Below are 12,629 nucleotides of genomic sequence, written 5' to 3'. Positions count from 1 at the left end.
TAGCTGCGTAAAAAACAGTAGTGGTGGTATGGACCCACCCTGAATCTACGGGGCCCAGGCTCCGCACATCAGATGCTCAGTAATTTAATTGCCGAGTAGTTCACTTTTTTTTTCGCAAAAAAATTAACCATTCGTGTTTTTTCGGCATACTACATATACAAAAACAAATACGAAGGAGGACTCGTTTATGAGACTTACAATTTCAGGAAAGAATTTTACATTAACAGAAGGGATTAAAGATGCAGCAGAAGAAAAAATCAAAAAGATTGAGCGCCTGGTTGGAGACGATGCTTCTGTCGCGGTTCTGGTGTCTGCAAAAAAAGGAAAAATCAATGCAAAAAGGGCAGAGGTCACCGTTAAGTTCAATGGAAATGTAGTAAGGGCAGAAGTTACGGATGATGACTTATATAAAGCAATGAATGATGCCGTTGATATTGCAGCAGAGAGAGTAAAAAAAATGAAGGAAAAAGGGAGAAAAAGAGCCGGCAGTAAAACCATCCGCGAGGCTGATGCTACAGAGGTAGCTGATGCATGCACATCTACATATGACGCTGCGCAGATGGTTAAGATGATTGACCGCGAGAAGGTGATTGCTGCAGAGGTAATGTCAAGGGAAGAAGCCTGTGTAGAGATGGAGTATACAGACCATGATTTTTATGTATTCCGTGACTCTGACCGTGATGACACGCTGAGTATTCTGTATAAACGAAAAGAAAAAGGATATGGTCTGCTGGTGGTAGATGAGCCGTTTTAAAAAACACAAAAGAAACAAGATAGCCAGAAAAAGAGAGGAGTGAGAACGAGAAACGCCGGCAGTAACTTGCCGGCGTTTTGTTTTGTCATCGCAAAATGCACTGCATTTTTCAGCATATTGTCTCTGACACAGGAAACAAGCAGCAGTACAGGAGGCGGTATGTATAGTCAGCGAACACTACAAAGAAAACAGGTATACAAGAGAATCCCTGATTTCAGATGTAATCGGCGAAGGAAATGTTGTGGATAGTTTCGTCGTGGATAGAGGACATCCAAACGGGCCGGAAATCCATTCTGTAACAGACACCGGCATCATCGTTGTACATAATCAGAGAACCGGAAAGATGGTGACAAAACTGATTGCCAGGCCGGGACAGGTTAAGAGATACTATGACGCAGAGGGAAGAAACGCACCACAAGACATTTTGGCTATCGCAAAAGAGCACCTGAAAAAAGGATACAATAACATATAGCGTTCTAGAAGAAAAGACAAAAAAGCAGCGGAAAGATTATCGTTCCCGCTGCTTATTGCTTTTATGCTGCGATGTCTTTGGCTGTTGCCTCGAATTTTCGCTTCAAAACGAACAAGAGCGTATCGTCAAGTACGTCCTGCACTCCAATCAAGGTGCCATCATCACGAACATCATTAACAATATATTCTTCTGTATTGAATCCAAATTTGTCACCCATTGCCTGCAGTAATTCTTCATCTGTCGCATCTTCCTTAACTGCAAAATTCTTGCATAATACAGTATCCCAATAATGTACTGTATAAGCAACCATCGGCTGCTCGTAACAGATTCCAGTTTCAACAATACCAGTCGGATAAAAGTCGCAGATTACATATCCAAGGTCAATGTTATAGTCACTTTCATGCTGCTCCTGTTTTGTATCTTCCTTTGTTGCACTCAGTACACAGAGGATATCGGAATCCAGGCATCCGTTTTCAAGCATTCTGTGCAAAGTCTCTTCAATACATCCGGACAAATCAATATCTCGGTTGATATCTTCAACAACAGGTCCGATGATATACGTTGATTTGCTCGCACAGCATGTGACCTCATAAATCGCTTCATTTTCCTTTAACAGTTCTTTTAAGATTTCCATAAAATATTTTCCCCTTTCGTTGTTTGTGAATTAAATCGTCAAAAGAAATATGAAAAATATGGATAAAAAGAAAAAAGTGGAAAGGCTGGTGAACGGAAGCACAGCCAGAAATATAGATTTCTCACAGACGTTTTCTCACCGTGAGAAAAAACATGCCTATAGGAAATCCGTAGAATAAATAACTCGCAAAAAATCACGCCTGCCTTGTTTTTAAGCATATTACTTACAACAAAAAAAAGAACCGAAAAGGAGTTGTAAGTATTATGACAAAGAAAGCAGAAGAAAGAACATTATGGGAAACACAGGGAAGAAGTTTTGTACGTGATTTGGATTATGGAAAAAAGGGCGAAGAGCGTATTGCCAGACATCTGAGAAAGTATAAAAGTGTTGTAGATGTCAGAGATATTAGCAATACAAGACGTGGAATCGATGATGATATTGATTTTGAAATCGTTTATGCAGATGGTCATGTGTCCACTGCTGAAATCAAAACCGATACTATGGCGCACAGGACGGGAAATCTGGCTTATGAGAAATTCTCACACAGAAACCCGGGCTGCTTTGCAAGAACAAAGGCAGACCATATCATTTACCTGTTAGACCATACAGGTGAAGCATTTGTACTGGACCCGAAAAAATTCAGAGCGTTCATTGCTGAAATGGAGGCAGACCAGGATAAGGCGAAATCACTTAGGGTGGCATGGAGAAAGATGGGAGAGGGTGCTTCCGGATATCTGGTCCCGATTAAAAGTATTCTTAAAACGGATGTAGTAGAGGCTAAAATGATGGTCGCAGCGTAATCTTTATATGCGGTTCTTCTCACCGTGAGAAGAACCGATACGATAAAGCATCGTTTCCTTTTTTGCAGAAAATCGGCATATTGTATGTGAAGAGGCCGGCACAGCCGGTCATACGACAACAAGGAGGCGATAATTTTGAACTCACAAATGGAACAATTTTTTAAAGTGATGCTTGCGCTTGTAATGACAGTCATCTTAATCAGTACATTAGCAGGTTATCTGAAAGAAAACTATTCAAGTTTCGATATCCAAGATGAAACAACCGAGACAACGAACAACGAAAAATAACGCAGGATGCAGGAGGAGAGCTCAACATGGCAAAAAGAAGATTTGCAAGCAAATTCTATAATTGTAGTTACGATTCACTGGTGCCTGTTAGAAAAGCCCCTGCAGACAGGCTTATTCCATGTACAGTATACGGGGAAATCACAAAAGAAACTGTCGCTGCATTAAAAGACAGATTTGCTTTTCAAATGTTTTCCGAATCCGCAAAAGATAAAAACGGAGATTTTCCCGGGATAAGGTTTTCTGTGAAAGGAACAATGCCAAACGGAAATCTTAAAAGTGCAAAGGAATTTTTGAAAGAAAAGGAAATGCGGCTACGGCATGATAAATCTGTATATATGCACTTTGAGATTCCTGGAGGCTATTTATACTCCGGATGGAAAAGCGGGCGGAAAACAAAAATAAAGCCGGAAGACTTGCCTAAAAGTTATGTACGCATTTCTAACTACAAAAAGAACGGATATATGGAAACAGCAGGTGTCGTGGATATGATATATGAACCGGGCCCATTCCATAACCACACATTCAAAGATGATTTTTTGTATATTGCATATAAAGAAAGATTGCCTGAGGCAAAACAAGGCTGTTGGTCAGAATTGCTTGAAGCATGCGACGAATATGTGTTCGGGAATGATATCATCAATGTATTAAAAGGGATTGAAACAAATAATCCAGATAATCAGGAATTATTGGATAAAGTACAGACAATAAAGTCACAAATGGTTGTGCAATACAATGCGTATGTGGACCAAATGAGACAAGACTTTGGCAGGGAAGAAAAATATATTAAAGATTTCTCAGAACTAGAATGGTGATTTCTTATCGCAAGATACGGCGACTGCTTGGTTGTAAGAAAAGGCTAAAAATTACAAAAATATGTGATTTTCAGGCCTTTTCCATACATCTATTTGAAAAATCTGGGTTTGTCGTATAGATATAGAAACCACTGCTTCTAAATATAGTTTCCATAAATAAATGATTGTCGGTTTAACTTGACTTGGGGGAATGTCTTAACTTCAGTTGGGGGAAAGACATAAAATGCATTATTTATTACTGCTTTCCTCCAACTCATATTAAATATATTAAGTCGAACTTAGGGGGGAAGCATAATTTTTTAACTTAAGTTGGGGGAAAGTCAACCATTTTCATTCAAACATTTAACTTAAGTTGGAGGAAAGTATAATTTTTTAAGTCTAATTGGGGGAATGTAGAATGCTTATACACTATTGTGTTGTATACACATCTACAATAAATGATGATGCTATTGATAACGCTATGACAAAGTTATGTTTTTTTGCTTAAAAACAATATAAAAAATGATTTTTTCTTTGGAAAGTATACATCTGCAACTGTTTATTACTATTACCATGTCAAGCAGCGTAACGAAAAGCAAAAAAAAGGAGGAAAAATAAAATTGGAACGGAAGAAACATATTCGAAATCTTGACCGCATCCGGCAAATGTCTGTTGAAGAACTGGCCCCGTTGTTGGTGCATGAGTCCTACGAGTTCGACGTAGACTATGATTGGGAAAATCCTATAGAAACATATGATGCCGTTTACAATTCCCCTTCTGGAGGTGTCTTTAATAATTACGACGATGCTCTTGATGATTGTATACAGTGGCTGAATGAGGAACCGAAAAATGACGGTAATGATTCGTTGAACATAAGTTCACCGCCACCAGGCGTTGACGGAGTTTCTGACTCCCCGCACACGTCAAGCCACCTCCGAACCGATGGACAACCAGACTGTTCGGGGTCGGACCGCTTATAGCAATCCTTCCACGACGGCCAGCCTGGCCGCGGTATTCCGTCCTTTGGTAACATGGTAGTATCTTTCGTGAATCAAGGTTTTCGTATTCAGCTTTACACGTGAGCCAGAATCCACGTTCGGAGTTCTGTAACGGGCCCCGCTAAGCCTAAGTTACCAAAAAAAATAAAATATTTTTTCTTTTTTCGTCAAAAACAATATTTATTCAGCATACTATATATGTAACAAGATAAAAACAATCTTGCGCATGCCTTAAAGCCTATGGCATTGTATAAAACCACCGTTACCATGGACGCTTAGCTGGTTAGAGCAACCGGCTCAACGCCGAAGGCGTGCGAAGAAAAAGATGTGACAGAGTCACAGATTTGGCGAGTAACCGGAAGGTATGAGCCGGATTAGTGGATTTAAAATTAAATTAAACATAGTATTAATTATATGGACGCTTAGCTCAGTTGGTTAGAGCAACCGGCTCATAACCGGTCGGTCCTGGGTTCGAGTCCCAGAGCGTCCATTTCTCGTAAAAAAAATACCGCCACTGATTATTGAGTTAAAAAAATCATAGGTGGTATTTTTGATAAGTATCGAGTATAATTACTTAACTCGATAGTTTTAACGGAGAACGGAAAGTTCCCGGTCAACAAAGAGTCGTCCGCGGGCCAAATGTTCCGGTTTTAACTTCGTATGTGGGTCTGAATCCCCGTTCGTGCACTACACTCAGCCTTACGGCTTCGTTTGTCAGCGGCAAAAGCCGCTTGGTTATATTTATTCTGGTAACGAAGGCGTAAACCCGAGTTATCAACAAAGGCATATCCTCTTTTTGTCATATTTTTTTTGTATGACACTACTCTTCTACTCTTTTGAACTTTGAAAAATGGAGGTTGTTTTATTATATATAATAACAACATAAGTTTCATTTATTTATTATATGCTACAAATGCCGCTATTTGCAAGACTTCTAGGACTTTTTAGCGTAGGTTTACGGATGAACTTACGTATTTATGTGGATAAACTTACGAAATGATAAAGGAGCGACAACCGTCTAAAAATGGAGTTGTTTTTCTGATATGAAAAGGTAGTTTTTTGGAGGAATTAGCGGATAAATCTGGCGCAAAAACCGTATTTTTATAGATATTTTGTAACTTCCGTCCAAAATAAGAGCTTTTTGTCATTGTATCCCGGCCATATGTGGAGAAAAATTCAATTGCTTAACCGTCTAAAAATGGAGTTGAAAAAATATTCCGTCCAAATATGGAGCGTTTTTTATAACAAATAATAGATGGGCTCCTTTTTTGTACGGAAGTAAAAATCTAAAGCCGTTCAAATATGGAGCTTTTTTATATAAAGAATAAAGAAGCAAAAAATAGTACACTTTACGTATTGTCTATCAATGAAAATCCCGTAGATTACGTTTACAAAGCGGTAATTTAATATTTTGAAGAAGTAAAATAAATATGCCGACATGATTAAACTTGTCTATCCCGTCTAAATATGGAGCGTATAGGGTTATATGTTAATTTTCAGAGAAATCTAATCTATAAACTCCATATTTGGACGGTCAAAAAAAATATCAAATACAAAATTTACTCCATATTTGAACGGGATAGTAAATTACTTCCGTTTGAATTTGGAGTTTTTTTGCGTCTAAATATGGAGTCGCCCAAAGAGTAAAATGTACACTCCATATTTGGACGGTAAGAGTCTTTGCCGTTCATTTTGGAGTTTTGGTTGCTTTTTTTTGCCTGCGCTGATATAATACCTATTAGTTTACCGTTCATTTTGGAGAAAATCCAGTCTAAATTGGAGTGTGACAAATTGAGAAAAAAAGAGGAAAATACTGATGTATTATATGAATGCCATGGAGACCTGTTTTCAAAATCAAATACATTAATAGATAGTAAGTACAAGGCCTCATTAATGGAACAAAAATTGTTAAATATTGTTCTCTCAAAACTACAGAAGCGGCAATATAATGATGAAGGCGAGACTGGCGGATTGGTTTGTTCGATAAAGGCTGCAGAACTCAGAGAATTATTGAGAGTATCTGGAGGAAGTTTTTATACACAATTAAATAAAGCAGCAGCGGCTATGACATCTAGGACGATTGGTTTTGTAAATGATGATATAAAAACATTCAAATACATATCATTAATTTCAATGGCCCAGTATGAAAAAGGAACCTTTACAGTCAAATTTAATTATGAGCTAAAAAAATATTTAACACAAGAGGCTCCTTTTACGGTTTTGGACCTCCCTGTTATACTGGCATATAATAGTGTTTATGCACTACGTCTACATGAGATATTACTGTCAGAGTGTTATAATATGAAAAAACCTGGTGTAGCAAAATATACTAAAAAAGAGGCGACAAAAGGACATTATAAAATAGAAATTGGATTGTCTGAATTAAAGCTGTCGTTAGGCGTCGTAAATGCAGAGACTAGCGCGGTGCAGAAAGTGTTGGCTGGCTCTCCTACTCCTGATTATGATAAAGCTGTAGAAAAGGCAACGGAAAAAAGCTTTTCTGATTGGTATGAGTTCCGAAGGAAAGTCATAGAGGTTGCCGTGAAAGAAATCAATAGAGTGGACAACGGAACATTTGTTTCGTATGAACCTAAAAAGGCTGGTCATGGTGGAAAAGTTTACGCGATTACTTTTTTTGTGGAACTCGGAAATAAAGAAAATGAAGAAGAGAAAAAAACAGAAGCAACTAAGAAGAGTAAATCGCAGTTAAGCCAGGAGGAACAATTTGAACTTTTCTTTAAAGTTAAAACACTTATAAAAGAAGAATTGTCGTATGATGACATAGGTGTTATATGCAAAGCTGCGGAATATGATATTCAAAAAATTGAAAAGGCATATATGGTAGCCTCCTCTTCTACTAATGCTATTGATAATTTAGTCGGATTTATGATTAAGGCTATCAAAGAAAATTACGATTTGCCGGTTAAAAAAGAAAATGGTAAAAAACAAAATAAATTTAATAATTTTCATCAGCGAGATTATAATTTTGATGAGTATGAAAGGGCTTTATTAAATAGGGACCAAGCGTAAAAGAAAGAAGAGAAAAAGAAGAGAAAAGGATGCATACTCCTCTTCTCTTCTTTTTTCGTTTTCTCACCGTGAGAAAATATGAAAAAAATTAGAATATCTCGTTACCAAGTTCTGATATCTTTTTATTGAGTTTATCACGCAATTCCACTAAATCGTCGAACGCCTGCTTCTTTTCAGAATCCTTGAATGTAGCATTTCCGCTGAAGATATAGTCAAAATCCTTTGCACATTTGGAAATAATCTTTGCACCGCTCCTGCTTCTTACTATAGTCTTTGACTTTGGCTCGTCGGTTTGTCCAGATGTCCTTGCGATTAAAGAAATAATCCAAGGTCTTGTTATATTTTCGGCTTGATTTTCTACTAATTCGTTTGATATGGCCAGTGCTATTAATTCTTGCTTGTCTTCCGGCAATTTCGCTGCCTGTGTTAAAGCTGTCCAGGACACCCCTTCGTCTGCAAATTCTTTGAGTTTGGGAATCAATTTGTTCAAGGATTGATATCTGTATATCGTCTTCGGAGAAGTATTCATTTTTCTGGCAACAAGTCCATAAACTAAATCTTTTTTTGCAGGCACGCCATCCTTCTCTTCTTCTGCTGTAATATTATCCAGCAGCACAGAAGCAACATTTGCTAAAACTGAGGGTTTTAGGTCACGGTTCTGCATATTCATATCAATTAAGCGGATTTTTCTTTCGGTGTCAGATAGCGGAGGTTCTGTTACAATAACAGGTAATTCTTCCAACCCGGCCTCTTTCGCAGCAAGAAAACGACGATGTCCGGATTCAATCTGATATTTTTTTCCATCATCTGTATCTATTGGATAAGCCATGATGGCACCTTTGAACCCATTATGCTCAATTTCAGAAGAAAAGTTGACGATTGAACCAAGCTCTATTTTACCAAAAATAGATTCATTGTCGGGGTCCATGACAAGCTGTGTAATAGGCAGAGTGATTAAGTTATTATTTTCCTTTGCCTGTTCAATGAGTTCTGCTTCCCTCTTCTCCTCTTCCAGCTGAGGAAACTTTCTCCTTGTGAACGACGGTTCATCCATATTGGCGAATAAATCTTTAGACATTAAGCTCATCTCCTTCTATTTGGGATATACGTGATAAAATTTCTTCCGCAAGAGAGGCATATTCTTTTGCTGCTTTTGCGGCAGCCTTATTGCGTGTTAAGTATTCAAAAATGCTTTGATGAAAAAGAGTTTGCTCGCTAAGGCTTACATTCTGATGAATTTTTGTTTTAAAAATAGAAGTCCCAAGTTCCTTGGTAAGCCTATTTAATTGGTTTAGTACAGTTTTTGAGATGTTTGTTCTATTATCATATTTATTGACTACGATGCCTAAATATTTCAGTTTCGGATTTGATGCATCCTGTACCTCATATACGCTCTCATCGAGAGACATTAATGCAGTTATACAAGCAGCATCAAGTACGGTAATTGGAATAAGGTAGTCTGTTACACTCAGGCATAATACGTGACCATGATTCGGGCTCGGTGAGACATCTATAAATATAAAATCATATTCTTCTTTAAGCCGCCGTATGATATTTTTAAAAACAGATGTCTTGTATGCCGGGGATAAGTCTGTTACATATGTGTTGGCTGGAATTAAATCAAGATTATCTTTGACTGTGAGAATTACATTGTCAAGAGTCATTGAATTTTCAAAAACAGATTTTATTGTTTTCATACTGTCTCTGGATTTCAGCTTATCTTCTCCGAGCATGAAGTATGTAATGTCAGCAGACTGTCCGTCGAGGTCAATGACAAGTACTTTATATTTTTGGCTTAAATAATAAGCGAGATTGTATGTGATAGTTGATTTCCCTGTTCCACCCTTTTCAAAAATAGATGATAAGACTATTCCTTTTCTCACAACTATTCTCCTATTCTGTAAAATGTATTTTATAGTTTAATATTTTGATTAAATAAATTATATGATAAAAAATAAAGAAAATCAATAAAAAAGCATTAAAAAATATCAATTTTATTCAGATAAATCCACGGCAAAGTTGAAGTCTTTGCCGGATTGAGATTAACGGAGAACGGGAAGTCCCCGGCCGACGAAAAGTCGTCCGCGGGTCAAATGTTCCGGTTTTAACTTTAACTTCTCACGCGGGTTTGAATCCTCGTCCGAAGTTAGGCAACGAGCGCGAAGCGCGAGTTATCAATTTTAATCTTTGCACTCAACCTTACGGCTTCGCTTGTCAGCGGCAAAAAGCCGATTGATAACGGGTCCGGCAGAGCAAGCGAGTTATCATATTTATTCTGGTACTGAGTGCGAAGCACGAAGTATCATATTTATTCTGGTAACGAAGGCGCTAAGCCTGAGTTATCATGCGTGCTCTGGTGCCGAACCCGGCAAGGCCGGTGAGGCATCACTTTTTAATCTGGTACCGAGCCAGATACGGCGAGGTATCAATTTATGCTGGTAACGACTCCGGCAAAGTCGGAGAGTTATCGAAGGTGACCGCAGTTTTTCCACCTGTCGATAAATTTCTCACCGTGAGAAAAAGAAAAAAACAACAAAAAAAGGTGAGTATTCAGCATATTGTAGATGACTGAATACTTATTTTTTTAAAGGAGAAAAAATATGGCTATAGAAAGAAATAAAGATGAAAGAGAAACTCATATCTGTATGTCAGGAAATTCAAAAAAAATGCAGATATTTACAACTGAATATCATATCATGCGAAGACTTGATAAATATGTAGAAGAATCTGAAGCATGGAAAGTAATCGAGGTAGGAAAAGTAAATGGAAAAGTAGTTTCAAAAATATATGAAGCACCAAGAGAATTGCTTTCTATGAAGAAGAAAAAAAGAGTTATGACTGAAGAACAGAGACGACAGGCAGTAGAAAGGCTTGCCGCGTACCGTCAGAAGAAGGCGGGAGACACTGCTACTGCTTCAGGCGTTGAGCCGGATAAAGAATATGAGGAGGAAGATTTTGGTCTGGAGCTGGAAGAGGATGAAGAAAAAGAAGCAGAAGATGTTTCCGGCATGGATGAGAATTTCGGAGCAGAAGCTACTTCTAACCAGAGCGGGGAGTCACCAAGACTTTATCCAGAAAAATCAAAACCAAAGATTGTGAAGGTAAAAAGTGTGATTGAGGAAGTAGACCGAGGAAGGTGATGCTTATGAGATTGTTTTTCTCACCGTGAGAAAACTTAATTTTAATCTCTGCACTCAGCCTTACGGGTTCGCTTGTCAGCGGCAAAAAGCCGCTTGGTACCGACTCCGGCAAAGCCTGGGGTTTATCAATAAAATCTGGTAACGAGCCGGAACGGCGAGGTATCATATTTATTCTCTGTACTCAGCCTCTGCAAGACTTGGTAGCGAAGCCGTAAGGCTGAGCTATCAAAAACAAAGATTTTCTTTTACCAAGTTTCTCACCGTGAGAAAATCGGTGAGAAAAAATATTTCCGCAAATTTTTTTAGTAAATCAAAAAATCTGCATAGTAAAAGTAGAAAACAATGGAGGTAAAAACTATGCAGTCAAATAATAAACCGGTATGTAACTTTTGCGGAGAAGAAATTATAAAACCAAAACGTGCTTATCGCTCTTCTCTTAATGGATGCCTTATCTGTGAAGAATGCGTTAAGATTTTATACGGTAAAACATATAAAAACATTGAAAACATTTCTGCAAATAAGAAAGGCAGAAGGATGACACCAAGAGAGATGAAACATGAACTTGATAAATACATCATTGGTCAGGATGACGCAAAAATTGCGATGTCAATTGCTGTGTATAATCATTATAAACGAATGGATATTGATTCTGATGTAAAGATTAACAAGAGCAACATTCTTCTTATGGGTCCAACTGGAAGTGGAAAAACATTATTAGCCCAGACCATCGCCAAAATGCTTGATGTGCCATTTGCAATCGCTGACTGCACCTCTCTCACCGAGGCAGGTTACGTGGGTGATGACGTTGAGAATGTAATTCTCAAATTGATTCAGGCTGCAGATGGAGATGTTGATAAGGCCGAGCATGGAATCATCTTTCTTGACGAGGTTGATAAGATTGCAAAATCCAATGTCGGGGCAAGTCTTACGAAAGACCCGTCTGGGGAAGGTGTCCAGCAGGCACTGCTGAAGCTGATTGAAGGCACTACTGCAAACGTTGCACAGTCAGGCGGAAGAAAGAATCCGAATGAAAGATGCATTCCGGTAAATACAGAGAATATTTTATTTATTTGCGGAGGAGCCTTCCCAGGCATGGAAGAAATCGTCAATAAAAGGACAGCGACAAAAAATACTGCTATCGGGTTCGGTTCAAACGTAGAGAAAGAAAAAGAAAAAGAAATCGGGGAAGCGTTAAAGCTTGTTACAACGGAAGACCTTGTGCAGTATGGCTTCATTCCAGAATTTATCGGAAGGGTTCCGGTTGTCGTCTCACTTGATGAACTGGATGAAGAGGCAATGATGAAAATCCTTACTGAACCAAAAGATTGTATCGTTAACCAGTATAAGGAAATCTTTAAGTATGATGGTGTAGAATTAGAGTTCACACCAGAAGCATTAAAAGAAATTGCCAAAGAGACAATCAAAAAGAAAACAGGTGCAAGAGGTTTAAGGGGTATCCTGGAAAGGATTCTGAAAGAAGCAATGTTCAATATCCCATCAGAAGACAACATCGAAAAATGTATTGTTTCAAAAGGTGGAAAAGTTGATTTGGTTAGAAGGAAAGAAAAACAGGCGTGCTAATCGGATTCTTCTGCTACCTGAAATACATATATTTTCAGTGAAAGCTGCTCTTGTATAGTAAACGGGGAATTTTTCTCACCGTGAGAAAAACAGTTTGGCGAAAAAAAGTGTATCGAAAAAAGATACATATAGTAATTTTCT

General features: G+C 38.1%; 12 protein-coding genes and 1 tRNA gene. 10 read left to right on the top strand and 3 right to left on the bottom strand.

The window, feature by feature from the left end:
• Positions 1–187: 187 nt before the first annotated feature.
• The gene (hpf, locus tag LI091_RS10800) at positions 188–754 is read left to right on the top strand and encodes a ribosome hibernation-promoting factor, HPF/YfiA family (RefSeq protein ID WP_173733861.1); all 567 of its coding nucleotides are present in this window, start codon (positions 188–190) and stop codon (positions 752–754) included.
• A gap of 241 nt (positions 755–995) precedes the next feature.
• On the top strand, positions 996–1,226 hold the full coding sequence (locus LI091_RS10795; protein ID WP_265191160.1) for a hypothetical protein: 231 nt from the start codon (positions 996–998) through the stop codon (positions 1,224–1,226).
• A gap of 61 nt (positions 1,227–1,287) precedes the next feature.
• On the opposite strand, the gene LI091_RS10790 is transcribed toward LI091_RS10795, so the two are convergent.
• Complete coding sequence (locus LI091_RS10790; protein ID WP_173733859.1) at positions 1,288–1,860, bottom strand: hypothetical protein; 573 nt, start codon at positions 1,858–1,860, stop codon at positions 1,288–1,290.
• A gap of 263 nt (positions 1,861–2,123) precedes the next feature.
• Here LI091_RS10790 and LI091_RS10785 point away from each other — a divergent pair, with 263 nt between their 5' ends.
• The 6 genes from LI091_RS10785 (at position 2,124) to LI091_RS10760 (ending at position 7,767) form a co-directional block, all read left to right on the top strand.
• Positions 2,124–2,660, top strand: coding sequence for a hypothetical protein (locus LI091_RS10785; protein ID WP_173733858.1), 537 nt, complete (start codon positions 2,124–2,126; stop codon positions 2,658–2,660).
• A gap of 135 nt (positions 2,661–2,795) precedes the next feature.
• A complete protein-coding gene (locus LI091_RS10780; protein ID WP_158526460.1) occupies positions 2,796–2,948 on the top strand; it encodes a hypothetical protein in 153 nt (50 codons plus the stop codon).
• A gap of 26 nt (positions 2,949–2,974) precedes the next feature.
• Complete coding sequence (locus LI091_RS10775) at positions 2,975–3,760, top strand: hypothetical protein (RefSeq protein ID WP_173733857.1); 786 nt, start codon at positions 2,975–2,977, stop codon at positions 3,758–3,760.
• A 599-nt stretch (positions 3,761–4,359) separates the two neighbouring features.
• Positions 4,360–4,719 carry a hypothetical protein gene (locus tag LI091_RS10770; RefSeq protein ID WP_173733856.1) on the top strand — a complete coding sequence of 120 codons (360 nt, stop codon included), beginning with the start codon at positions 4,360–4,362 and terminating at the stop codon, positions 4,717–4,719.
• A gap of 434 nt (positions 4,720–5,153) precedes the next feature.
• Positions 5,154–5,227, top strand: a tRNA-Ile gene (locus LI091_RS10765).
• Positions 5,228–6,528: 1,301 nt separating this feature from the next.
• Complete coding sequence (locus LI091_RS10760; RefSeq protein WP_173733855.1) at positions 6,529–7,767, top strand: replication initiation protein; 1,239 nt, start codon at positions 6,529–6,531, stop codon at positions 7,765–7,767.
• Positions 7,768–7,855: 88 nt separating this feature from the next.
• Here LI091_RS10760 and LI091_RS10755 read toward each other — a convergent pair whose 3' ends face one another.
• Positions 7,856–8,845 (bottom strand): ParB/RepB/Spo0J family partition protein, encoded by a 990-nt coding sequence (locus tag LI091_RS10755; RefSeq protein ID WP_158526458.1) that lies wholly within the window; start codon positions 8,843–8,845, stop codon positions 7,856–7,858.
• A complete protein-coding gene (locus LI091_RS10750) occupies positions 8,838–9,650 on the bottom strand; it encodes a ParA family protein (protein WP_158526457.1) in 813 nt (270 codons plus the stop codon). The genes LI091_RS10755 and LI091_RS10750 overlap by 8 nt, the downstream gene beginning before the upstream one ends.
• Positions 9,651–10,367: 717 nt before the next feature.
• On the opposite strand from LI091_RS10750, the gene LI091_RS10745 reads away from it, so the two are divergent.
• On the top strand, positions 10,368–10,907 hold the full coding sequence (locus LI091_RS10745; protein WP_173733854.1) for a hypothetical protein: 540 nt from the start codon (positions 10,368–10,370) through the stop codon (positions 10,905–10,907).
• A gap of 357 nt (positions 10,908–11,264) precedes the next feature.
• The gene (gene clpX / locus LI091_RS10740) at positions 11,265–12,488 is read left to right on the top strand and encodes an ATP-dependent Clp protease ATP-binding subunit ClpX (protein ID WP_173733853.1); all 1,224 of its coding nucleotides are present in this window, start codon (positions 11,265–11,267) and stop codon (positions 12,486–12,488) included.
• Positions 12,489–12,629: the final 141 nt, after the last annotated feature.

Source organism: Blautia sp. MSK20_18, from assembly GCF_020553125.1.
GTDB lineage: Bacteria > Bacillota > Clostridia > Lachnospirales > Lachnospiraceae > Blautia_A > Blautia_A fusiformis.
Note: the sequence above shows the minus strand (reverse complement) of the source record. Positions and strands in the feature narration are given on the sequence as shown.

Bases quoted from the DNA above. Each gene is read 5' to 3' on its own strand.
- LI091_RS10775 (WP_173733857.1), top strand. From the start codon at position 2,975: ATGGCAAAAAGAAGATTTGCAAGCAAATTCTATAATTGTAGTTACGAT.
- LI091_RS10785 (WP_173733858.1), top strand. From the start codon at position 2,124: ATGACAAAGAAAGCAGAAGAAAGAACATTATGGGAAACACAGGGAAGA.
- LI091_RS10755 (WP_158526458.1), bottom strand. From the start codon at position 8,845: ATGTCTAAAGATTTATTCGCCAATATGGATGAACCGTCGTTCACAAGG.
- LI091_RS10745 (WP_173733854.1), top strand. From the start codon at position 10,368: ATGGCTATAGAAAGAAATAAAGATGAAAGAGAAACTCATATCTGTATG.
- clpX (WP_173733853.1), top strand. From the start codon at position 11,265: ATGCAGTCAAATAATAAACCGGTATGTAACTTTTGCGGAGAAGAAATT.
- hpf (WP_173733861.1), top strand. From the start codon at position 188: ATGAGACTTACAATTTCAGGAAAGAATTTTACATTAACAGAAGGGATT.
- LI091_RS10790 (WP_173733859.1), bottom strand. From the start codon at position 1,860: ATGGAAATCTTAAAAGAACTGTTAAAGGAAAATGAAGCGATTTATGAG.